Source organism: Ottowia thiooxydans, assembly GCF_040548795.1.
GTDB classification, from domain to species: Bacteria; Pseudomonadota; Gammaproteobacteria; order Burkholderiales; family Burkholderiaceae_C; genus Ottowia; species Ottowia thiooxydans_A.
Genome location: NZ_JBEPSH010000003.1, coordinates 273,466 through 296,203 on the forward strand (window position 1 = coordinate 273,466; position 22,738 = coordinate 296,203).

The following is a 22,738-nucleotide window of genomic DNA, read 5'->3' on the forward strand; positions in this document are numbered from 1 at the left end:
AGGCGCCTTCGCCCATGACTTATTGCTGCGCCATCAAGACCAACGCCGGTTTGGTATTTCTCTCTGACTCTCGTACTAACGCCGGTTTGGACGCGATCAGCACTTTCCGCAAGATGCTCATTTATGAGCGTCCGGGTGATCGTTTCATGGTGATGCTGTCGGCTGGGAACCTCTCAATTTCCCAATCAGTACGCGAGATTCTTCAGAATGAACAGGTGATCGACGCAGAGACGGGCGAAGGCGTTTCGATCTGGAACGCTCGCAGCATGTTTGACGCTGCCAGAGTGTTGGGAAGCGCTGTGCGCCATATTAATCACCGAGATGGCGACGAGCTGCGGCAAGCGGGGCTGGACTTTAACGTGTCCCTGATTTTTGGTGGGCAGATTGCCGGAGAAGGCATGCGCCTGTTCCTGGTTTATTCTGCCGGCAACTTCATAGAAGCTACAGCCGAGACGCCTTACTTTCAGATAGGCGAATCCAAATACGGTAAACCCGTACTGGATCGAGTCATTACCCCCGAGACCCCGCTACAGGAAGCCGCAAAATGCGCCTTGGTGTCCATGGATTCCACGCTCAAATCGAATCTGTCGGTGGGGCTGCCCCTTGATCTGGTGGTCTATGAGGCCGATCAGTTGCAGACCGACCGCGTGGTGTGCATAGATTACGAAAATCCCTACTTCAAGATGCTGCACGATACGTGGGGCGAACGTTTGCGTCAGGTATTCGACAGCATAGAAGACCCTGAGTGGAACGGAGAGCAAGCTGAATCTCCGCTCAAAGTGTCTTCGGCTCGCCACCCACCCTTGAAAAAGATTGCCTCGGCCGACGAGCGTCTTATCTGAATCCGCTCTTTTCTACCGCGCATGCTTTCTCTAGTCTTTTCGCACGGCAATAGCTTCCCTGCGAGTACTTACCGTGTCGTGCTGGACAGTTTGCGCGCGCGGGGCTTTACGGTCAGCGCGGTCGAGAAATACGGACACGATCCCAAATATCCCGTCACCGACAACTGGCCCCATCTGGTGCAGCAGTTGGCGGATTTCGCGGACAACCAGCGCAAGGCGGACGGTGGCCAGGCGCCGTGGCTGGTTGGCCATTCGCTGGGCGGTATTTTGAGCTTGATGTGCGCGGCCAGGCACCCGGATCTGGCACGAGGCGTTTTGTTACTGGACTCACCAGTTCTAGGTGGCTGGCGAGCGGGTGCCTTGGGGGTTGCCAAGCGCACACCATTGATGAAGCGCTTTTCTCCCAGCCTGGTCAGCCGCAAGCGGCGTCAAGCATGGGACAACCGCGAAGCCGTCTACGAGTACTTCCGGGGCAAGAAAATCTTTGCGTCCTGGGACCCTCAGGTGCTGCACGATTACGTGGATCACGGGACTCTCGACTCGGATGGTACTTGGCAATTGGCGTTTGACCGGGACATAGAGTCTTCCATCTACGACACTCTGCCGCACAATATTGGCGCCCTGCTGCGCGCGCATCCTCTTCGCTGCCCAGTGGCTTTCGTGGGCGGCTTGCAATCGGCAGAGATGAAGCAAGTGGGTGGACTGGAAAACACACGTCGCATCACGCGTGGACGGGTGATGATGATGGAAGGCACCCACCTGTTTCCGATGGAAAAGCCCCTGGCCACGGCCAGCGCCATTGAAGCCAGCTTGCGGGCCATGGCCTGACCGGTTTCGTCGCTGAGTAGAACCGGGGCTTGGCGTCTGCTGCCAAATGCAGAACAGCTCTGGGGACCCGGGTATTCCCTGGGAACGCCAAGCTCCAGCTTGGCAATTCTGGCCCTCTGCAAACGCTGCCATGCCAAGCTGGAGCTTGGCGCTCCCAGGAAATACCGAAACGTCCGAGACGTCACTGTCCGAGTCTTGAGCGCAGATTGAACTTGAACGTTGTTCGAGAAGGCTGTTGACCTGGGAGCGCCAAGCTCCAGCTTGGCAATTCTGGGCCTCTGCAAACGCTGCAATGCCAAGCTGGAGCTTGGCGCTCCCAGGAAATACCGAAACGTCCGAGGCACCACTGTCCGAGTCTTGAGCGCAGATTGAACTTGTACGTTGTTCGAGAAGGCTGTTGACCTGGGAGCGCCAAGCTCCAGCTTGGCAATTCTGGGCCCCTGCAAACGCCGCCATGCCAAGCTTGAGCTTGGCGCTACCAGAAAATACCGAAGCCCCCCAGCCCACCGACCTCCTGGCACCGCCTTCAATCTCTCCGGGCTAACAAGGATCTCGCAAAGCCGGCAAAGGCTGCGTTGCCATTAGCGTCATCGGTTTAGCCGCCCCCTGAACGCCAGGCTGATCCTCGGCATCTGAGCGTTGGTGCACTTTGGAATTCCGTGGTCATGCGTGTACTGAGATGCGTAACTCATCACCAGTACGCTCCCGGAGGCCAGTGCAATGCGCTGGCTTGGCCCCCCCTTCTTGGCTCGAATCAGCATATCCCGCGTGGCGCCGAGAGAGAAAATGGCAATGGGGCAGCCATTCAGAAGGTCGTCAACCCGGTCGTTGTGCATAGCGACGCTGTCATGCTGATCACGGTATAGGTTGAGCCCCACGCGGTTATAGGGTGCAGGTGCTACCTTTTGCACCGCCTCTTGTGCGGCTTTGATGCAAGGCGGGCAGTCAGGGTCGTTCAGGTTGACGCTCGCCATCAACCGCGGCACATCCACGATGCGGTCATACATAGGGCGCTTGTCGCTTTGCCAAGGTATGAGGCCTCTCAGCTCTGAAAACCATTGAGTGGTCAGAGACTGGGGCACACAGCCTGGATAGTACCTAATGCCTCCTTCGGAATCCCGCGCCAGCTCCACAGTTTCATCCGCGAACATCGATAGCTGTAAATTCATAAGGGGTGTCCTCGCAGCTTCAGCACTCACAAAATACTGTATGAATATACATATGTTAGCACCGGCCGCGGATCAGGACTACCCTCAGGATTGGATTGAACTCCTCGATTTTCTACGCGCAGCATGCTGCTCTACCGGTTGCTCCAGCAGGCCATGATCACTGCCCCTCGGATCTATGCAGATGTCACTCTTAAGGCTCCTGAGCCGAAGCTGAGTCATCTCATAAGCAAACATTGCAAATGAGGCCAGGCAGGGAGAAGCAACCTCTGGAGCTGAAGAGCCCCCTCTTTCAGCGTGCCTGGAACTTCAGAAAACGTTGACCTTGGTATTCAAGCTCCCCTGCGAATGCAAATCCGAGTCTGGCTAAGCCTCTGACTCGAGTACGGCTCGGTGGCAACATGATGCTCACGGGACCAATCCCGAGTTCAATCCGACGGCCCATGAAATCGGGAACGATCTCAGCTCCATGCCCCCAGTACTGGGGAAGCAACACCAATGCGAGATCGGCCTCGCCGCCTTCCTTCTGGAAACCGCCCCAGCCAGCAAAACTGCCATCAATCCGAATTGACCACGGTCCGTAACCGTTCATCTGCCACTGCGCATCCTTGCCTTTCGTCCACTCTGCAATAGTGCTCTCAGTCCAGCCTCCGTCAGCGAGTGGCATGTGACGATTCACGTCTGGGTGAGTAAGCAGCCTCATCCAGTCGTCGACTGCAATATCAGAAAACGTGTGTAAGGTGAATGCCATATTTCAGCAAGTGACGTTGGAAGGACAGCAGCAGTTCTGAGAGCTGGTCCACTGAATCAATCAAGCAGTGGGCTTCAAGGTCAACTTCAAGGCTTCACCAAATGGCAAATCCACGGTCGGCCACTCGGCAGCGGACACGGGAAGGCTGATTCCCCGGGAAAGCAACAGCGCCCCACGCATAACGCCGGCATGGGTAATCCAGACGGCAGAAGCTCTGGTCGCGGCCCATTCGCTCCATATCTGAGCCACACGGCTCATCAGAGCGGCAACCGTCTCTCCATTTCCGCCTGGTCTTGCTTTGGAAAAATCCAACATCCATTGGTCAAACTCCGTCCGCTCGATATCAGCCCAGGGCTTACCCTCCCATTGACCGAAATCCATTTCACGCAGACGTTGATCATCTTGAAAGCTCAAGTCGGGCCTGAGCAGTTTCAAGCTACCGGCCAACTGCTGGCAGCGCAGCAGGGGCGACACACGCACGGCCAAACCCTCAGGTACCGTTTCGGCGAGAGTACGGGCTGCCTCATCTGTGGTTGCGCGATCCGCGGGAAGATCGCTGGCACCGTAGCACACGCCCTTTTCAGTCAGCACGGGTGCATGGCGAATCAGCCAGAGCATGGAATTGTTATTAGTTTCTGCAGCCATTGACCAACATCGTCATGGGACTTCTCTTCTCTTTTGACAGGGTCGCCAGCTTTATTTTGCCAATGTATGGAACTAATGTCCCAATGCAGTTACTCACCATAGGAGCGGCAGCAATGCCTGCGCCTATCTGTTGACCACGTGTCTCGCTCACGTGAGAATGGTTTTTTGCTCAGGGGGAAAACCCTGCACACCATCTGTCATGATGGCTTCTTGCAGTAGCGGCTCTGTGGCCAACAGATTATCACGGTCATTCCTATCGCCAGGGCGATTTGATTTTCCTGTGCGATTTCAATCGGACGAAAGAACAATCATGAAGAGACTTTCAAAATGCCTTTCGCTGATCGCATTCGTGCTGCTGACGGCGTGCGGCGGATCGGGAGACTCTGATCCGGACGACGTCACCAAGCAAGCGATCGGAAGAATCCATCTCAGCTCCCCCGTGGTGGGTGCGCAGGTCAAACTGCTGGACGCCAATGGTAATCAGATAGGTGCCACTGAACGCCCTACAGACGCTGGCGGTGTCTTTCATCTGGCTGTGCCAGATAACAAGGCAGCTCGCTTTCGAATCACGGCCACCGGCGGAACTTACCAGGGCCAGCCCTTCAAGGACACCCTGGTACTGGATGTCGAGAATTTCGTGATTGACGAAGACGTGCTGTACGCGAACGCGGCCACCACCATGATCAGCCGCTACATCGACCTCCATAAAGGTGTCGGTGTAGAAGAAGCATCGAAGAAGGTCAAACAGTTTCTACAGATTCCAGTGACCTCCAGTGCTGGCTTCGACGTAGCCAACCCCAAGCAAACCTACTTCAGCCATGACGTGCTCTTGAGTCAGGCCGCCCAAAGCGGGGCCACCTCATTGAATGCATACTTGAACGGTGTCATGGACGAAATGGCATCGGGCACCCCATCACATTCGTTTGCTAGAGGACCTTTGTTGGGTGGTAGTGATTTTTCGCTGCTGGGTTTTCTGGCCGACGCTCTGGCGAAGGACGGCGTCGGCTTGATCTTCGAGAAAGCAGCGTCATTTGAAGGCCTTAACGCCAATGCCGAAATTCTGGCGCAGCTGCATGAAATCAATGCCAAGCTCGACAACCTGATCAAGCTCACCTACGAGTTGATCAGCGGCCAGAAGGACGAGCTGCTTCAAAACATCACTTTGTCATTGGCCAAGGACGTGACGTTCATCCAGGGCCAGTACAAGCATCTGACCACGGTGGCTCAGGCCGCCAGTGACCAGTGTGACCCCAAAGACCAGGCCAACTACTCCGCTTGTGAGAATTTCAGGAACATGGACCTGGATATTCGCAAGAAGAAGATTGAAGGCTATATCGACGCCATATTGAACGAGACGACAGGTGTCGAAGCACGGCTGGCCTCCATTGCAGCCCAGCACCTGGCCATGACCGTGACAGAACCAGGCCTGATTGTGCGCGCCAACGACTTCCTGCGGACCAAACGGCCGTTTGACGCACCCATCACCGATCCACGCCTTATTGAGCTGCACGATTACTACAAGGCCATTCAAGAGATGGGTGTTCACCTCCTGGTTGAGGCCTACAGCTACCGTGCTCACAACAAGTCCAGCAAGGCGACACAAACGCCTCCTCTCCAGAACGCAGATAACGGTGGACAAGTTGCGCTTGATCTGTACCTTTACGGCAGCCTGCCCAAACAGCAGGCACGCATAGAAGAAGTTCGCTACAAAGATGAAGACGTCATAGAGCAACTTCGTACCGGCCTTGTATGGCTGCGCGCACCTGTCACCAACCTGCCTTTTGCCGAACACTCCGAGTACGACAATTACATCGTCCTCGCAAGAAGAGCTTGCGAACAGAAGGCAACACAGAAGTTTGGCGGCCATGCCAACTGGCGCCTGCCCACTGAGGCTGAACTCCATGCCGTCGTGAAAGGTGAAGACAGCCCCAACAACAGCGGCAATGCTGGGGACGGCACAGGCATCTTCGAGTGGTTTGTGAAAAAAGGATTCAAGCAGGCCACGACGACTGGCAACTACTCGGAAGGATTCTGGGTAGGTCAACCTGCGGTGGCCTACTTCTCGAACACGCGATCCGGTGACTCGTATTTCGAGGCGCTTTGGGACTACGGTGTGGACTCAGCTCATATTCAAACCGTGATCCCCTACCAACCCCATCAATACCGTGCCAAAACGGCAGGCGCCTGGTGCGTCGCCAACAAAGACTCTTAAATTAGAGAACGTGTTGACGATTTAAGAGCCTTCCAGGAAAGCCAAAAAGCAGGCATCAGCCTGCTTTTTTTATTGCATTGCCAAAGCCAGATAAAGAGCTAGCTCGCACACCTGCTGAACGGCCCCCAGAGTATCCCCTGTGAAGCCCTGGAGGCGCCTGCGCAGCAATCTGAAAACATAAGCAATGGCTGCCATCCAAAATAGCAGCGCGAGAACCAAGTGGCCAAAACCGTGCGCTTGCCAAATCAGGAGTAACGCCGGAATTGACCAAAGACATCCGGTGCGAAAACCCGCACCTGTGACCGCTTCGGCCATGGGCTTTGATTTGGCAGAGTCTGCATCGCTCACGTAGGGCAAAGAGCGCATGACCACCAAGGGCGCCAAGCGGGACAGCACATGCGCAGCCAAAAGAGCGGCCATCGCTTGCCAGGCGCCACTTTGAGCGATCGTTGCCACCAGCACCACTTTCAGGCCTAGCGCCAAAACCAACGCTACCGTGCCATAGCTGCCTATGCGCGAATCCTTCATGATCTGCAAGGCACGCTCAGGCGAAACGCTGCCACCCAACCCGTCAGCCGTATCAGCCAGGCCGTCTTCATGAAAAGCGCCGGTCAACCACACAGTACCCAGCGTAGCGATCAACGCCGCCGCCAATGCACCCAACGGACCTATAGGCAACCAGGCGAGTGCGAGCCCCATCATCACTGCAGCCGCTCCGCCTACGACCCAGCCCACGGCAGGGAAATAAGCGCTGCTTGCACTCAGCATTTCCGGGCTGTAACCGACCCATGCGCCCAATCTCCCAGTGATGGGAATGCGCGTGAAGAACTGAAGCGCCAGTAAAAAATGCCGTAGTGCTTGCTGAGTCTTTTCGTTCATTCAGATTTCCCTGATACGCCAGCGGACTCGAAACTGGCCATATCACGCAAAATGGCACAGGCCGATACAAGCATCGGCCAAGCCAGCGCCGCCCCACTGCCCTCACCCAGACGCAGCCCCAGATCAAATAACGGCGTCGCGCTCATCTCTCTCAGCATACGGGCATGGCCTTGCTCACTCGATCTATGCGCAAAGATGCATCGTTGCAATACAAAGGGCGCCAATTTCGACGCGACCATTACGGCGCTGGAACTGATAAAGCCGTCTACCAAGATCACACGTCGCTGGTGGGCGGCCGTCAACACGGCACCTGTGAGCGTGGCGATTTCGAATCCTCCCAAGGCGGCCAGAACGGGCAGCGGCTCACAAGCCTCCTTGTTGGCGGCGAGCGCTTCGCGCAGCACAGCAGTCTTACGGGCGATGCCCTCTTCGTTCAGCCCGGTACCCGCCCCGGCGCATTCCGCGACATCAATGTCCGCAAGCCGAGCCAACAACAATGCAGCCGCCGACGTATTGCCAATGCCCATCTCCCCCAGCAGCAAAGCGTTGCCAGGCATGTCTTGCACGATCTGCATGCCATTTGTCACCGCCTGCTCACACTGGGCCAGACTCATGGCAGGGCCTTGGCTGGCATCTTGCGTACCTTGGGCTATTTTTCGGTTGAGCAGGCCGGGCGCTGCCGGGAAATCGTGACGTACTCCGCAATCGACCACGGTCTGAGTGATGCTGTGCTGACGGGCGAGCACACTCACAGCCGCACCACCTGCCAGGAAGTTGCCCACCATTTGCCAGGTCACATCACTGGGATAGGCAGACACGCCGCGTGCTGCCATGCCGTGATCGGCCGCACAAACCAGAAGTTGAGGAAGGTGCAGGTCCGGCGTTTCGCTGCCCAGAATCATCCCCAGTTGATGGGCCAGGCTCTCCAAATGACCAAGTGCACCCAGGGGTTTGGTCTTGCCGTCCAGCTTGCGCTGCAAATTTACCGCCAATGCGGCATTATGAAGGTCTTCGATTTTTGGGAATTCAAGCGCCATGAGTGAAGTACACGTTGCCGCACAGGAAGGATATTCAAAACAGGCCCAAGCCTATTCGCGGGGTCGACCCGATTATCCAGCCGAGTTGGGCCATTGGTTGAAAGAAACCCTCCACCTGGGCCCGGGCCAAACGGTGGCGGATGTGGGCGCCGGCACAGGCAAGTTCACGCCCTTGTTGACCGCTACCGGCGCTGATGTCTCCGCAGTGGAGCCGGTCGCTGCCATGCGAGAGAAAATTGAGTCTGCGCAACCGGGGGTCCGCGCACTCGCAGGAACCGCGCAAAGCATTCCACTTGCAGCCGCCTCGCTAGACGCCATCGTATGCGCCCAAGCCTTCCATTGGTTCGCCAACCGGGAGGCCGTAGACGAGTTCGCGCGTGTGTTGAAACCTGGAGCCCGCCTGGGCCTGGTGTGGAATGTGCGTGATGAATCAGTCGACTGGGTGGCCGCGTTGACCGCCATCATGACACCTTACGAAGGCGACGCTCCCCGCTTCTACAAAGGCGACTGGCGAAACGCGTTCCCGCACCCTGCTTTCACCGCGCTCCATGAAACCCGTTTCGAACATGCCCACGTGGGCCCACCCCAGCAGGTGATCGTAGACCGGGTCATGTCCGTCAGTTTTATCGCGAGCCTGCCAGAGCAGGAGCAAGCACTGGTGCGTGAGCGCGTCGAGTCGTTGATTGCAACTCATCCGGAGCTCAAGGGACGTGAGGTAGTGCGAGTGCCTTACCAGACACAGGCGTACTACTGCGAGCGGGTTTAAGACTAGGTTGACATTCTTGTCGCCGCTCGCTCACGACTTGGGTGATTCTTTCCAGGAAAAGCGGCCATTTGTTGAGCGCTGCTGTGGCCTCAACTCCCTCTCCCTTTGGGAGAGGGGCGGGGTGAGGGCAAGCGGCGGTCGATTGATCTCGGCGGTTACTAATTACCTTCTGCTCTTCACTTGAGGTCGGAGGCCGGGATGTGCGCCCGGCAGCGCAGCCACCTTCTTTTGCTCCGCCAAAAGAACCTGGCGCAAGAAAAGGCGGCCCCACTGTCCGTGACCCTCCGCTTCGCTCCAGGCAACCTCCGGTGCTCGGTCCAGGGGCGGCGCGGCAGAACTCCCTTCGTTCACTTCGCTCTCTTCGGTCAAACAGCTGCCGCAAGCTAGTTCACGAAGCAAGAGCATCTTGCAGTGCTCTTGCCCGCCCCTGGCCCTGCGCTCCTCGGCACGGCCAAAGGGGTGGGAAACCTGAATCGGGCCATCGCTTCGCTCGGCCTCGGGACGATTGAGCCCACCGAGTCTAAAAGAATCTTCAAGCAATCAAAGCATCCAGAACTCCAGGCAAAAAGTCCGCCTGAACCTCTGCAGCCAACCGCTCAAACACGTCCTCCAGCGATAGCGCCTGCGCGCCAAACAAAGCCCTCACCACCGCCGCATCTTCAAACATGCCGTGCAGATAAATACCCAACACATTGCCCGCAACATTCTGCCAAGCAAGTCCTGCAGCGACTTCACGCGCCACACCCCCCTTTGCCGCCATGGCAGGGTGTTGGGCCGTCTGACCGCTGTGAATCTCATAGCCGGCCACTTCAACCAAGGAAAGTGCCGACCAAAGCCCATCCACCTCGCCCAGACGAACGCGACTACGGCGCACCGTCTTTTGCGGCTCAAAGGTCGTGACCAAGGGCAGCAAACCCAGCCCTGGCGCATTCCCCTGGCTTTCCACGCCGTGCATATCAATTAGCGCCTCTCCCAGCATCTGCAGTCCACCACAAATACCCAGGACCCTGTTGCCGCGTGCAGCGTGTTCTGCAATGGCAGCATCCAGGCCCTGATCGCGAAGCCAGGCCAGATCCGAGGCCGTCGCTTTGCTGCCCGGCAAGATGACCGTGTCAGCGCCGCGTACCTGTGACGGCGTGCGAGCCCAGGTCACATGCAGTCCAGGCACATTCTTGAGAGGCTGAAATTCATCCAGATTGCTGATGCGCGGATACGCAATGATGGCGATGTGATGTGGCCTGAGACTGGTGTTGTCCGCATCTGAAGATGACCCTGCTTCGCCGACAACCGAAGCACCTGTGGCACTGTCGTCAAACAAGCCATCTTCTTCAGGCAGACCGTGCCCAAAACGCATGGGCACCACCGCCACCACAGGCACCTGGGTCAGCTCTTCTATCTGCTGCGGCGCCGGTGCAAGCAAGGCCGCGTCGCCCCTGAATTTGTTGAGCACGAACCCTTTGATTCGTGCGCGGTCTTCCTCAGGCAATAGCGCCCAGGTGCCGTAAAGGTGGGCAAAAGCACCGCCTCTATCAATGTCCGTCACCAAAAGGCAGCGCGCATCCGCATGGCGCGCCACCCTGAGGTTGACGATGTCATTGGCCATCAGGTTGATCTCTGCGGGCGAGCCAGCGCCCTCTATCACCACCACATCATTTTCAGCGCGCAAGGCGTCTAAAGCCGCAGCGATCTGAGGCCACACGCGCTCGCTTCGACCGCGCCAGGGCAAGGCAGTCAACTCAGCACTCACTTGCCCCATCAACACCACCTGGCTATGGGTATCTGCTTCAGGCTTTAGGAGCAACGGGTTCATGCGCACCTCTGGCTCAGCGCGCGCTGCAAGCGCTTGAAAATACTGCGCGGAGCCGATCTCCCCCACCTCATGCATTGGCTGCGGGGAGCCAGCCTGTGCCCCTACAGCTTCGGGAGCAGCTCGCACGACATGAGCCACCACACGAGCGTTGTTACTCATGTTCTGAGCCTTGAATGGCGCAACCCTCAGACCTTGGTTGGAGTAATAGCGGCACAGCGCGGTAGTCACCCAGCTCTTGCCCGCTCCACTGCTGGTACCCAGCACCATGACACAACGAGCGGTCATTTGTCCCCCTTCAATGCAAGCATCAGCTCGTCTTGCACGGCGGGGCTGGCCACCGCTACCCGCATGTGGTGCGGCAAGCCAAAGCTTGCGCAGTCTCGCAACTTGATGCCGCGCATGCGCAGAGCTTCCAGACAGGACTTCATATCAAACCCGGTTTCCGCTTGCATTCCGCCACTGCGAGCGATGACAAAAAAATTGGCGTCGCTGGGAGACACACTCCAACCTGCCGCGCGCAGCAAACTGATTTGGCGCGCTTTCCATAACTTGAGTTGCTCCCGGCATTCGGACAGCCATTGATGGGCATCTACCGTAGCCCAGCTTTCAAGCAGTGCGACGCCGTGCACACCCAGCGGCCAGGACGGCGCTAACGCCCGCACCCGCGCCAGCAGTCCAGCCTCTTGGCGCGGGGCAATAGCGTAGGCGGCACGCACTCCCGTCAAACCCATAGCCTTGTTCGGGGTGATGATTCTCCATACCGCATCAAGCGCACGCTCATCCAACGCCAAGGCGCCGCTCAGGCGCAAAGGCTCATAGGCCTGGTCCAACACCATGGTTTGACCGGGCCGCAAAGCAGTCACTTGACCTGCCAGGTCTTTGTGGGCTTGGCCGACGGGACTTGAAGGATCACAGGCCCAGATCAAATCCGCTTGTTCAGCATGGTGCACACGTCCGAGGCCAGCCGCCCCGGCAGCATAGGCATAGTCACCGTAAGCGTGCTCTGGCAGCCAGACAGATGCGGTCTGCCTGGACCCTGATACCTCCAGGGCCGCCGCGATGCTAAGGCGCTGGATCAACTCGCTGCCGCTACTGCCAAGCACAATGCGCGATGGCGCGACGCCGTGCCATGCGGCCAGTTGAATGACGAGCGATGTGTAGGCGTGATCAGGGTAATGGCGTGCGTCTGCAGCACGCAGAGCTTCTTCGGCAGGCCAGTAAGGCCCACACGCATTGGAGTTCGATGAGAGATCATGCGCGGGCACTCCCATCATGTCGGTACCACCATGGGTACGACTGGCGAGTAGGCTCATGTCAGAACCACCAGCAGGACACCACAGCTCAATAAAGCCGCTACCAGTACCGTACGCGAGCCGATCGCACACGCGCGCAAAGTGTCAGCAGGCCCCGGCAAACGAGCGCTCTCGTTCAGCGCATACACACCTGGCTTGGACAAGCGGATACCCAATACAAGGGCCATGGCCGCCATCGGCCAGCCGCCGTTGGGCGACGGCGTTCGGCAGGCTTCCATAGGCAGACGGTTGCATCCACGCAATCCGCCCCACACACAGATCAGCAGTGCGGTGATCCGCGCGGGCACCCAGCCCAGCACGTCGTCAGCGCGCGCCGCCCACTTGCCTGCCCATTGCCAATCACGCCCATTGCGAGCACCCGGGTAGCCCCACATGGCATCAGCGGTGTTGGCAAAGCGAAAAAGTGCTGCCCCAGGCAAGCCCAAAAGGACAAACCAGAAGAGGGGCGCCACCACGGAATCGTTGAGATTCTCGGCCAGTGATTCAATCGCGCTCTCACGCACACCTTCTGCTGAGAGGGCCTCCACGTCTCTGCTGACCAGGCGCTTGAGCTGTGTCTGGCCGGCCTTGAGGGATTGCGCCAATTCACGCTCCACGGACAACACCTCATCGTGAAGCATCGCCCAGGAAAGAAGCGGCTTGAGCAACAGGCTCAAAGCCAACGCGGCCAGCCAGAATGGCTGAGTCATTACCCAGGATTGAATCAACCAGCTGACGGAAAACACGAAAGCCGCCGCACCACACCAGGAAAACGCAGCCATCCAGAAAATGCGCCACTGAGGCAACAGAGCAGATTCCTCAGCGTTGGGTGCCAATCGCTCACCCGCCCAGGCCAGCCAACGCCCCATCCACACCACCGGATGCCATCGCACCGGCGGTTCACCCAGTAGCCGGTCAATGGCGATGGCCAAGGCGGGCACACAGGCCAGCAGAACCACACCCGCCCTATCGGGTTCTGCCAAAACACCCCACCAAGCCCAAGACAACTCCAGCATCATCCAAGTGCTTTCCAAAGCTGCCCTTGCGGCTGCACGTTTTCCCTCTCCAGTGCCAGCAGAAACTGCTTTCTCTCAAGGCCACCCCCATAGCCAGTGAGCGAGCCATTGCTACCAATCACGCGATGGCATGGGACCAGGATGGATACCTTGTTCTGACCATTGGCCGCCGCCACCGCCCGGCTGGCGGTGGGGCTGCCGATGTGATGAGCTTGCTGGCCATAGCTCCATGTTTGGCCGTAGGGAATTTCGAGCAGCGCCTTCCACACGCGCTGCTGAAACGGCGTACCTAGCAAATCGAGAGGTATATCGAAGATGCGGCGCCCACTGGCAAAGTACTCCGCCAATTCGTTGCCCATTTGTTCTGTCAAGGCATTCTGACCGAGTACCGCAGGCCCACCCGCTGCAGACTCGACCTGAGCCATCTCGCGGTCCACACGCGCCTGCCCTGCGAATTCAAGCAATCGCAAACCCTTCAACGTAAACACCGCGATCATTTCGCCCACAGGAGTGGGATAGGTGTGCATCGTCAGGTCGGACATATTGATTTTTCCAGCGGGACATCTGAACCATTGTCGCTGGTGTTGAAATGGAGCTCCGCGCTCAGTATGCCGTCAAGGCGGACACGATAGGGTCGTTCCAACCCTCTCAGTCCTCAATACCACGCTGGGCGGGCACCCCTGCTTTGAAGGCGTGTTTGATCAGAGTCATTTCGGTCACAGTGTCCGCCAACTCAATGAGTTCAGGCGGGCAGCGCCGGCCGGTCAGGCATACGTGGACGTCCGCAGGGCGATCCTTGAGCGTCTGCACTACATCCTCCAGCGGCAGCCAGCCGTAGATAAGCGGGTAGGTGATTTCATCGAGCACCACCAGAAAGTGCTCGCCGCCCAAAATGTCCGCCTTGGCCTTTTCCCAGCCGTCTCTAGCCAGTTGCGCGGAATGATCAAGGTCCTTGCTCTTCCAGGAAAACCCGTCGCCCAGGCCTTCAATGCGCAAGCCAATCTGCTCAAACATGCGGTGCTCACCAAATCGAGCTGAAGGCACCTTCATGAACTGATAAATCACGACCTGCTTGCCATGCACGTGTTGCCGGCCAAAGGCGCGAAGCGCAAGGCCAAACGCCGCGGTACTTTTGCCCTTGCCGTCCCCGGTATTTACGATGATGAGGCCGCGCCGCTCTCCAGCGGGTTTGTCATACCTTTTCTCGGTAGGTGGTGTTTCAATTTGCATGGTTGAGCCTTTTCTCACATTGGCCGCGGCGCGCGCGGCAGTGCCACCCATCCGCCTTCCAGGGCGTGGATGGTGATTCGATTTTCAAAAGCAGCCTGAAGTGCAGCGTGGGTCTTGGGATCTGCGCAAGAGCCGTAGTGAACAATCCGGCCGTTGCGCACAATCACGAGATCATCGGCTTGCAAAGCGATAGACAACTCGTGCAGCACACTGACCACCGCTCCCCCGGCTGCTACCAGGCCTTGTACGATGGTCAACCAGTCCGACTGATGCGGCGGGTCCAGGTGAGCCAGGGGCTCATCCATCAACAATACCGGTGCTTCGACAACCAGAGCGCGAGCCAGCAGAACGCGTTGTCGCTCACCACCGGAAAGATCGCCCAACCGACGATCTCGCAGTTCCCAGACCTGGGTCTTATGCAGTGCGCGTGCCACTGCACTGTGGTCGGCTGCTGATGCCGGCGCGAGCCAGCTGCGATGAGGCAGACGCCCCAGCAGGGCGACGTCGTAGGCGGTGAGATCTTCGCCCCCTCCTTCGCCCTGCCCCAGCCATGCCAGTTGGCAGGCTCGATCACGTGCAGGCCACTGACTGAGCGGGCGGCCCTGCAACTGAACCTGACCGGCGGTAGGCAAAAGCCCCGCCAGGACACGCAAGAGCGTGGACTTTCCTGCGCCGTTGGGGCCAACGATACTGGTCCACCGCTTGGGGGGAAGTGCCAAGTCCATCTCGTGAAGAATGGGCGTTGCGCCGATTCTCGTTTCTGACGAATGGACTGAAATGGCTGCTGATTTTGCGGAAGCGCTCACGGAGTTCATCTGGTTCTCCGGTACATGAGCCAGAGCAGGTAACCGCCCCCCAGCACAGCCGTGAGCACTCCCACGGGCAACTCTTGGGGCCAGATGAGGGCACGCGCTGCGATGTCAGCCAGCATCAGCAGCACGCCACCCATCATCGCGGAGAGTAAAACCAAGGGGCCATGAGTGACGCGCGCCAACGGCCGAACCAGGTGAGGCGCGGCCAGCCCTACAAATCCAATCAGGCCTGCCTGTGCCACTGCGGTGCCCGTAGCCAGCGCCAATACACCGATCAGGGCAGCGCGCATGGGCGCCAGCGGCAAGCCCAGGCTTTGCGCAGTCGCCTCTCCCAGACTCAGTCCATCGAGCACACGTGCCAGCACCCATGCCAACGCCATGGCCGGAAGCAATACGACCGCCATCACCACACACGCACTCCAACCGATGAAGGCAGTGTTGCCGAGCACAAAGCCCACCATGGCAGACAGCACCTCTGGTGCGGAAAGAGTGACGAGATCCTTCAGTGCACCCAGCACATAGCCCACGACCACGCCAGCCAGCAGCAGGCGCATGGTGTGCTGTACACCTTTTGCCAGCAAAAGCGTCAGCAGAACCCCGCCCAACGCACCCAAAAAGGCGGCACCGGTCAGACCCATCTTGCCAACCCATGTGGCAGTAACCGTACCGCCGCCCATCAACGCCAAGGCAATCGCCACGGCCAGCATGGCACCGGAGGCACTGCCAAGAAGAAAAGGGTCAGCCAGAGGATTGCGAAAAAGCCCTTGGGCCACGGCCCCGGCCAGACCCAGCAAGGCTCCAATCAACCAGGCTCCTACGGTGCGCGGCAGGCGAACTTCGGTCACGATTTGCCAGGCCACGGGATCGTCCCTCATGCGCCATACGCTTTCGAAGCCAGTGCTGCCAATGCCAGCACCCACCGCGACGGCCAGGACTGAAAGGCCGAGCAACGAAAGCGCCAGCCAGGCGGCTCGAGCATTCAACGAGTGGCTCCCACGGTCGGCCCTTTTTCGGTCACGCAGCGGGCCATGAGACGCGCAGCCTCAGCCATGCGTGGCCCAGGCCGCAGCAAGGCATCCACCTGCGCGGCATCGAATATGCACATATGCTGGCCTCGTACCGCCCGCAGATTGCGCCAACCGGGACGCTTGCCAAGCTCGGAAGAACTTCGCTCGCCAGCCATGATGAGATCGGGATCAGCACGCAAAACGTACTCAGGATTGATTTTTGGAAACGGTCCCAGTTCGGGTTCGATGATATTGCGCATGCCCAAGGCTTTGAGCATTTCGCCAATGAACGACGAGGGCCCTGCCGCGTGGGGGCCAGGGCTGGCTTCAAAATAAACCCGCTGTCCTTGCAGATGAGCCGGTACAGAACGCGCAGCCGCTGCGATGCCTTCGTCGATGCTTCGCGCTACCCTGTCCGCGCCAGACACCTGCAAAATCTGTCCCAGCTTGTCTATGACCCGGCGCACATCCGCACCGGTCTTGGGCTCCAGTGCCGCCACTTTCAGACCTAGTGCCCGCAAACGCTCGGCTGCACGCGAAGACGTCGCCATGAGAACCAGATCAGGCTTGAGCGCCACAATGGCTTCAATGTTGGGGTCCAGCCCGCCTCCCACTTGCGGCAACTTCCGCACATCGGCTGGCCAATTGGAATAACGGTCCACGCCGATCAAGCGCGAGCAAGCGCCCAGTTCGCAAACGGTTTCAGTCAGTGAGGGCAACAAGCTGACGATGCGCTGCGGCGGCGCAGCCAACTGAATAACGGTGCCTTGATCGTCAGCCACCTGATAGGCATGAACCGCCGGGGCGGCAAAAAGTACCCCTAGCGCTATGAATGGACAAAGCGCGGTCACAAGAACCCGACGCGAACTTGAACCGAGTACTTTGTTCTTCAAAAACCACCAGACGTTCACGGTGACCCCTTCAAATACAACGGCAGCCCGGCTGCCATCAACACCACCCGTTCGCACCGTTCCGCGACGCGCTGATTGAGCACGCCCAGTGCATCCACAAAGGCCCTGACCTCGCGGCCCATTGGAATCACGCCTAGACCGATTTCATTTCCGACCAGCACGACGGGCCCGGGCGAAGACTCGATGGCAGCAAGCAAGCGATCAATAGCTTGCTCCGGGATTTCGAATGCGCCAACGGCCTGATTCTCGGTCTCCATCGGCATGAGCAATCCGGTCAGCCAAAGGGTCAGGCAATCGATCACCCGAAGTGTCTCGGCTCCTCCAGCTTGCTGAAGAACTGCAGCCAAGTCTTTACTGGCTTCAAGTGTACGCAGCCCTGGTACGCGCAGGGCCCTCTCCCGCTGGTGGCGCGCAATCCGTTCGCGCATTTCATCGTCATACGCTTGTGCGGTGGCGATAAGCACGGCGCTGTGAGACGCGCTGGCCCGCAACCAGGCGATGGCGAGATCTTCACCTCGGCGTGATTTCCCACTCTTCTGACCCCCAATGATCAGTTCGCTGCGTGCAAGCTTCAGCTCAGTCATGTGTGAGATAGGTGTAAGCCGCTTCCAGCGCCCTCCCCCCGAGCCGGAGGAAAGGTGCGATAGCGCAACGAGGGGGGGCCACCCCCTTCTGTCGCAGGACAGCTTATTTCGGCGTCCATTTCAAACCAACGTAGAGCTCGCGCCCTGCCGTGGCGTAGCCCCGTGCCAGTTGATACTCCTTGTTGGCCAGGTTGTTGATGCGCGCGAGCAGAGTCCATTCGCGTGCGATCGTGGTCGTAGCATAGAGGTTGACCAATCCGTAACCGCCCATCCTGTTGGTGTTGGATGCATTATCGAAGCGCATGGAAGAAGCCACCGCTTCGGCGCCCAAGGTCCATTCACCAACGCGTGTATCCGCGGCCAATTTCAGCAGTTGCCGTGCCCGGCGTGCCAGTACTTTGTCGGTGTTCAGATCCTTGGGTTCCTGCAGATCAAGCGAGCCACTCAGATTGACGGCACCCAGCCTGTGCGCACCAGAAATCGTGATGCCCATGTATTCGGCGCGACCCGTGTTCTCATAGCATCCGAAGGCATCCTGGCAAGGGCCGGGAGAGCCGAATGTGATGAGGTTGCGCACGCGGTTGCGGTAGACCGTAGCGCCCAGGCGGCTGCCGCCCTGGGCCCACTGCACACCCAACTCCATGCTGCGGCCCTTCTCTGGCTGCAGCGCAGGCTGGCCATACTGGGAGAAACGTTGGTACAGCGTAGGCACACGGAAAGAGCTGGCTGCAGCCGCTGTGACACGCCAGCCAGGAGCAAAGCTGTAGCCGTAGGACAAACCGCCCGTCGTCTGGCCACCGAACTCACTGTCATCATCACGACGCACATTGACCTGAACCGTGTGGGCGCCGCCCGTGTAGCCGTAGCCAAGCGCCAGAGCGTTCTGGTGCCGACCTTGATCGATAGGGCTGTTGACCAGGTGGTCCGTGCGGCGCTCAAGTCCAGCGGTCACCAGATGGCCACCACTGCGCCACTCGTTCTGAAAGAGGTAGTCGCGCAAGGTGGTTTCGGTGCGATAGACGCTGGGCTTGGTCTCATAGACCTGCCGGGACTCACTCACGGACAAACGTGTGCTGTAGTTCTTGGTCCACTGCGCGGACCAGGTCAGCCCGCCCGTGCGCAAGCGGTTCAATCCGTGGTCGTCAAGATTGGGGGTGAAGCCATCGTACTGAGCGTCCATGTCGCTGTACGTACCGCTGGCCGTCAGCCGGTGAGCATTGTTGATCTGCCAGCCCACCCGGGCACTGGCATTCGTGTTGCGGTAACCGTCAATGTCTGGGTTGGTGCCTGGACGGCTGTCAAAACCACGGCTGGTGTCGCGGGTGATGCCCAGGGCATAGTCCACAGCATCTGCCTTGCCGGAAAGGCCCGCCTCGACGACCTTGCGACCGTGATTGCCCACTGCAACGCCCACATAGGGAGCGAATGCACCCTCACCTTTGCGGGTAAAGATCTGGATCACGCCAGACACGGCATCAGAGCCATATACAGCAGCCGCTGCCCCTCGGACGATCTCGATACGTTCGACCTGTCCAAGAGCAATCGACTCCCAAGGTGCGCCACCGGTTGATTGGGAGTCGACCCGTATGCCATCGATGTAGACGGCGGTAAACCGGTTCTCGCCACCCCTTAAAAACACGCTACTCGTGGAGCCTGGACCGCCATTGCGCGACAGCTCGATCCCCGGCTGGCGCGCCAGCAGATCGGTCATGCTGACTGCCCCACTGCGCTGGATTTGTTCAGCGTCGATCAGCGTGACATCGGCCAGCACATCCGTCAAAGGCTGAGCCGTGCGAGCGGCGGTCACCATGGTTTCGCCCAACGTGGCGTTTGTGGCTGTCTGAGGGGGTGTTTGAGCTTGCGCAGTGAAGGCGCAGGCCAAGGCAAGCGGCAGCAGTGCCTGCTTGTACGGGAGCGGGTATCTCATGAGAATGAACGTGGGTGACACAAACCCCCTACCGGCTTCCCCGCCGGAATATGGGGCGAACTAGCAGTGCGCATTGCCCGATGGCAACGCGCCCTCCCTCCTTGTCGGCCGGTATCCGGGCTGGCGAAGGTCTCCCCTGCTTCGCCTTCCCGAGTGCTTGTTCAGGGCATTCAGTGGCTGTATGAAGCACGGGCGGGAGTGTGCAAGGCAACACTCCCTTCGCTTACCGTTGCGGGGGCAGCGCAGGTTAGGCTCTCCACGCACGCTGCGCGGCACCCCCCTGCTTCCCGTTGAACTGCGTCGTGCGAACCACGAACGCGAGCACCAACAGGGAGATTGTAAGGTGCAAGGCCCCTATGCACCTACAATCAGGGAGTCTGCCATTGCCGCCGCGTCATGACCAACCCTCCTTTGATCGAACAGATTTCCGAGCGCGTAGAGCGGTTACTCGTGCGCCATGAGGAATTGCGCCGTACCAATGAGTTGCTGTTGCAGCAAGTTGAATCGCTCACGCACGAACGCGACAGCCTCAAGTCGCGCCTGATGGCCGCCCGCGCCCGGGTCGACTCGCTGATCGACCGGCTGCCAGCGGCCGCTGGCGTGCTCTCACCTGAGGATAAAGGGACCTTATGAAACAGGTGGAAGTCAAAATCCTGGGCCAGGGCTACCTGTTGGGCTGCCCCGAAGGCGGAGAAGAGCGCTTGCACGAAGCTGTGCAACACCTGGACGCCGCCATGTGCAAGATCCGGGACGCCGGAAAAATCAAGGCACGGGACCGCATCGCCGTGCTGGCGGCCCTGAATCTGGCATTCGAATTGACAGACCCGAAACCCGTACCGGGCGAAACAACCTCGGCTGCCGATCAATCACGCCAGGGAGATTTCGAACCCGGCATGAGCATCGCCGAGCAAGCCACGCTGAACGCGCTGCTTACCCGCCTTGACCAAGCTCTGGGCGACGACGGACGCCTACTTTAGGAGGCTGCGCAGTTGGGTGACCCTTCTGCCGAGGGTGCCCATCCACGCAGCATCCTAAAAGATGGACGTCCACGGCGGACCGCATGAATTTACTTCTTGCATCGAGTTCTATCGCACAGGGCATCTTTAAGTCAGCAAGGGAGCTAAAATAGCCATGTCTGCGGTGCATGCCGGGCTTTATACTTCCTTGAACCAATGCTCTCTGAGCAAGGGCTTGGAACATCGTCTGGTCAGCGTGATCGTCTCGCGTTAGACGAACCCAAGATCAGTCTGACCTCGCCCACCTGAACCCTGCGTTCAGGATGACGGCTCGGTGGCATTCGCAGACACCTATTTTCAAGCGTCCAAGCGCCCGCGCTCTGAACCCCCTCCATCAAAGCAGCAATGTCGATGATTGACGGCCCTACGGGGGCGTCTGGCATTTTTTCGACTATTTGGCCCATGCCCTTAGAACCCCTGCTGATATTCCAACTTGCCCTACTGGGTATCGCCACCGGTTTCCTGGCCGGTCTGCTGGGAATTGGCGGCGGCATGATCATGGTGCCGTTCATCTCCGCGATCCTGGGGGCCCGCGGGGTCGCCCCCGGATTGGCAGTGAAGATGGCTATTGCCACTTCCATGGCCACCATCATCTTCACCTCCATCAGCAGTGTTCGCGCCCATCACAAGCGGGGGGCCGTACGCTGGGACATCGTCAAGAGCCTTGCTCCAGGCATCGTGCTCGGTGCCATGGCTGCCAGCCTTGGCATTTTTTCACTGCTCAAGGGATCCGTGCTGGCCCTGGTATTTGCCGCCTTCGTCGGGTTTTCGGCCACACAGATGTTTCTCGACAAGAAGCCCAAGCCCACACGGCAAATTCCGGGCCCTGCGGGTCTGCTGGGCGCGGGTGGCTTCATCGGCCTTCTGTCGGGCTTGGTCGGCGCAGGAGGCGGTTTTGTGAGCATACCGTTCATGACCTGGTGCAATGTGGCCATTCACAATGCGGTGGCCACCAGCGCTGCGCTCGGCTTCCCTATCGCAGTGGCCAACGTGGCGGGGTACATCGTGGCCGGCCAGCACATAGACGGTCTGCCGCCCTATTCTTTCGGCTACCTGTGGCTACCAGCCCTGATCATCATCGCCTCATGCAGCGTGCTGATGGCCCCGCTGGGAGCGCGCGCCGCCCATGCTTTGCCGGTGAAGAAGCTCAAGCGGGCTCTGGCCACCATCTTGTATATGCTGGCTGCCTACATGCTCTACAAAGGGCTTTCGGCGCTGTAGGATCACACTCCAAGCCAACTCAGGTGGGGGTAATGCACCAAGGCGCTTGATCATGTGCCAACCCCATCCAGAGCGCCCAGCCTGAAGCCAGCAGCAGCGCCAATCCAGCGGCGCGCATGCCCCACTCCCCCCGGCTGCCAGCCGGAAGCCGCAGCAAGAGCCACGGCCCAATCATGAGCGATACACTGCTGCCGAGCGCAAAGAGGGCCATGGTTACCACGCCGCCTGCGATGCTGCCTGCAAGTGCAGCCACCATCAACGCTGAGTAAAGCAAGCCACAGGGCATGAACGCCCAAAGCGCGCCGATGGCAAGAGGAGCGCTGCGACCGCGGCGCTGTTGAAATCCACGGACGGCTGCCCAAACGCGACGTGCCCCCTGCTCCAACCAAATCGGCTGCCGCGCCCGAACCACCAGCAGCAGCCCTAAAACCACCGCCGCCACGTGGAAAAGAGTCCAGACAGGCCGGATGGCGGCGCTTTGCGTAGTCAGCCAGCCAATACCCTGAAGCGAAGCAGCGGCGACCCCTCCCAGGGCTGAGTAACCCACAACCCGCCCCAGCTGAAACAACCCCATGGCAGAGGTGCGCCTATCGCCTGCGGTCTGCCCGATACCCGCGCACGCGGCACCGCACATGGCAAGGCAATGCGGACCACCAGCCAATCCCATCAGGAAGGCAGTGAATGCAAGGGAGGCCAACATGACTAGGAGAGAGTTGTATGTAACGACTGATCAGGCCAAGTGGATCGGGAAGATAGCGTGATCTGAATCAGCGACGCAGGGTTTTA

The 22,738-nt window shown here is 59.1% G+C and carries 23 protein-coding genes and 1 riboswitch; of the genes, 7 read left to right on the top strand and 16 right to left on the bottom strand.

The window, feature by feature from the left end; genetic code table 11:
* Positions 1 to 14: 14 nt before the first annotated feature.
* Entirely contained in the window at positions 15 to 842 is an 828-nt protein-coding gene (locus ABIE13_RS08105; protein WP_354442627.1) for a proteasome-type protease, read from the top strand.
* A gap of 21 nt (positions 843 to 863) precedes the next feature.
* A complete protein-coding gene (locus tag ABIE13_RS08110; protein WP_354442628.1) occupies positions 864 to 1,670 on the top strand; it encodes an alpha/beta hydrolase in 807 nt (268 codons plus the stop codon).
* Between the two features lie 587 nt (positions 1,671 to 2,257).
* Here the strand turns inward: ABIE13_RS08110 and ABIE13_RS08115 are convergent.
* The 3 genes from ABIE13_RS08115 to ABIE13_RS08125 form a co-directional block, all read right to left on the bottom strand.
* Complete coding sequence (locus ABIE13_RS08115) at positions 2,258 to 2,839, bottom strand: alpha-ketoglutarate-dependent dioxygenase AlkB (RefSeq protein ID WP_354442629.1); 582 nt, start codon at positions 2,837 to 2,839, stop codon at positions 2,258 to 2,260.
* Between the two features lie 289 nt (positions 2,840 to 3,128).
* A complete protein-coding gene (locus ABIE13_RS08120; RefSeq protein WP_354442630.1) occupies positions 3,129 to 3,587 on the bottom strand; it encodes a GNAT family N-acetyltransferase in 459 nt (152 codons plus the stop codon).
* Positions 3,588 to 3,647: 60 nt separating this feature from the next.
* On the bottom strand, positions 3,648 to 4,205 hold the full coding sequence (locus ABIE13_RS08125; protein ID WP_354442631.1) for a histidine phosphatase family protein: 558 nt from the start codon (positions 4,203 to 4,205) through the stop codon (positions 3,648 to 3,650).
* A gap of 337 nt (positions 4,206 to 4,542) precedes the next feature.
* On the opposite strand from ABIE13_RS08125, the gene ABIE13_RS08130 reads away from it, so the two are divergent.
* A complete protein-coding gene (locus ABIE13_RS08130; protein ID WP_354442632.1) occupies positions 4,543 to 6,444 on the top strand; it encodes an Lcl domain-containing protein in 1,902 nt (633 codons plus the stop codon).
* Positions 6,445 to 6,513: 69 nt separating this feature from the next.
* Here the strand turns inward: ABIE13_RS08130 and ABIE13_RS08135 are convergent, their stop codons facing one another.
* A complete protein-coding gene (locus ABIE13_RS08135) occupies positions 6,514 to 7,323 on the bottom strand; it encodes an adenosylcobinamide-GDP ribazoletransferase (protein ID WP_354442633.1) in 810 nt (269 codons plus the stop codon).
* The gene (cobT, locus tag ABIE13_RS08140) at positions 7,320 to 8,360 is read right to left on the bottom strand and encodes a nicotinate-nucleotide--dimethylbenzimidazole phosphoribosyltransferase (RefSeq protein ID WP_354442634.1); all 1,041 of its coding nucleotides are present in this window, start codon (positions 8,358 to 8,360) and stop codon (positions 7,320 to 7,322) included. The genes ABIE13_RS08135 and cobT overlap by 4 nt, the downstream gene beginning before the upstream one ends.
* On the opposite strand from cobT, the gene ABIE13_RS08145 reads away from it, so the two are divergent.
* Complete coding sequence (locus tag ABIE13_RS08145; RefSeq protein WP_354442635.1) at positions 8,359 to 9,126, top strand: class I SAM-dependent methyltransferase; 768 nt, start codon at positions 8,359 to 8,361, stop codon at positions 9,124 to 9,126. The genes cobT and ABIE13_RS08145 overlap by 2 nt on opposite strands.
* Positions 9,127 to 9,658: 532 nt before the next feature.
* Here ABIE13_RS08145 and ABIE13_RS08150 read toward each other — a convergent pair.
* From ABIE13_RS08150 to ABIE13_RS08195, 10 genes are all read right to left on the bottom strand, one after another.
* Positions 9,659 to 11,221, bottom strand: coding sequence for a cobyric acid synthase (locus ABIE13_RS08150; RefSeq protein ID WP_354442636.1), 1,563 nt, complete (start codon positions 11,219 to 11,221; stop codon positions 9,659 to 9,661).
* A complete protein-coding gene (locus ABIE13_RS08155) occupies positions 11,218 to 12,249 on the bottom strand; it encodes an aminotransferase class I/II-fold pyridoxal phosphate-dependent enzyme (protein ID WP_354442637.1) in 1,032 nt (343 codons plus the stop codon). The genes ABIE13_RS08150 and ABIE13_RS08155 overlap by 4 nt, the downstream gene beginning before the upstream one ends.
* Positions 12,246 to 13,247 (bottom strand): adenosylcobinamide-phosphate synthase CbiB, encoded by a 1,002-nt coding sequence (gene cbiB / locus ABIE13_RS08160; RefSeq protein ID WP_436278385.1) that lies wholly within the window; start codon positions 13,245 to 13,247, stop codon positions 12,246 to 12,248. Before cbiB ends, ABIE13_RS08155 begins: the two co-directional genes overlap by 4 nt.
* Entirely contained in the window at positions 13,244 to 13,786 is a 543-nt protein-coding gene (locus ABIE13_RS08165) for a methylated-DNA--[protein]-cysteine S-methyltransferase (protein WP_354442638.1), read from the bottom strand. Before ABIE13_RS08165 ends, cbiB begins: the two co-directional genes overlap by 4 nt.
* A gap of 106 nt (positions 13,787 to 13,892) precedes the next feature.
* Entirely contained in the window at positions 13,893 to 14,474 is a 582-nt protein-coding gene (gene cobO, locus ABIE13_RS08170; RefSeq protein WP_354442639.1) for a cob(I)yrinic acid a,c-diamide adenosyltransferase, read from the bottom strand.
* 14 nt (positions 14,475 to 14,488) lie between these two features.
* A complete protein-coding gene (locus ABIE13_RS08175; protein WP_436278386.1) occupies positions 14,489 to 15,289 on the bottom strand; it encodes an ABC transporter ATP-binding protein in 801 nt (266 codons plus the stop codon).
* Complete coding sequence (locus tag ABIE13_RS08180) at positions 15,286 to 16,269, bottom strand: FecCD family ABC transporter permease (RefSeq protein ID WP_354442640.1); 984 nt, start codon at positions 16,267 to 16,269, stop codon at positions 15,286 to 15,288. The genes ABIE13_RS08175 and ABIE13_RS08180 overlap by 4 nt, the downstream gene beginning before the upstream one ends.
* On the bottom strand, positions 16,266 to 17,144 hold the full coding sequence (locus ABIE13_RS08185; protein ID WP_436278395.1) for an ABC transporter substrate-binding protein: 879 nt from the start codon (positions 17,142 to 17,144) through the stop codon (positions 16,266 to 16,268). Before ABIE13_RS08185 ends, ABIE13_RS08180 begins: the two co-directional genes overlap by 4 nt.
* A gap of 56 nt (positions 17,145 to 17,200) precedes the next feature.
* On the bottom strand, positions 17,201 to 17,788 hold the full coding sequence (locus tag ABIE13_RS08190) for a bifunctional adenosylcobinamide kinase/adenosylcobinamide-phosphate guanylyltransferase (RefSeq protein WP_354442641.1): 588 nt from the start codon (positions 17,786 to 17,788) through the stop codon (positions 17,201 to 17,203).
* A gap of 103 nt (positions 17,789 to 17,891) precedes the next feature.
* Positions 17,892 to 19,715: a TonB-dependent receptor domain-containing protein gene (locus ABIE13_RS08195; RefSeq protein ID WP_354442642.1), complete on the bottom strand. Its 1,824-nt coding sequence runs from the start codon at positions 19,713 to 19,715 to the stop codon at positions 17,892 to 17,894.
* Between the two features lie 89 nt (positions 19,716 to 19,804).
* Positions 19,805 to 20,059: riboswitch (cobalamin riboswitch) on the bottom strand.
* A gap of 52 nt (positions 20,060 to 20,111) precedes the next feature.
* On the opposite strand from ABIE13_RS08195, the gene ABIE13_RS08200 reads away from it, so the two are divergent.
* The 3 genes from ABIE13_RS08200 (at position 20,112) to ABIE13_RS08210 (ending at position 21,952) form a co-directional block, all read left to right on the top strand.
* Complete coding sequence (locus ABIE13_RS08200) at positions 20,112 to 20,348, top strand: DUF904 domain-containing protein (protein WP_354442643.1); 237 nt, start codon at positions 20,112 to 20,114, stop codon at positions 20,346 to 20,348.
* Positions 20,345 to 20,692: a cell division protein ZapA gene (locus ABIE13_RS08205; RefSeq protein ID WP_354442644.1), complete on the top strand. Its 348-nt coding sequence runs from the start codon at positions 20,345 to 20,347 to the stop codon at positions 20,690 to 20,692. Before ABIE13_RS08200 ends, ABIE13_RS08205 begins: the two co-directional genes overlap by 4 nt.
* A 441-nt stretch (positions 20,693 to 21,133) precedes the next feature.
* Entirely contained in the window at positions 21,134 to 21,952 is an 819-nt protein-coding gene (locus tag ABIE13_RS08210) for a sulfite exporter TauE/SafE family protein (protein WP_354442645.1), read from the top strand.
* A gap of 19 nt (positions 21,953 to 21,971) precedes the next feature.
* Here ABIE13_RS08210 and ABIE13_RS08215 read toward each other — a convergent pair whose 3' ends face one another.
* Positions 21,972 to 22,652, bottom strand: coding sequence for a sulfite exporter TauE/SafE family protein (locus ABIE13_RS08215; RefSeq protein ID WP_354442646.1), 681 nt, complete (start codon positions 22,650 to 22,652; stop codon positions 21,972 to 21,974).
* Between the last annotated feature and the right edge of the window lie 86 nt (positions 22,653 to 22,738).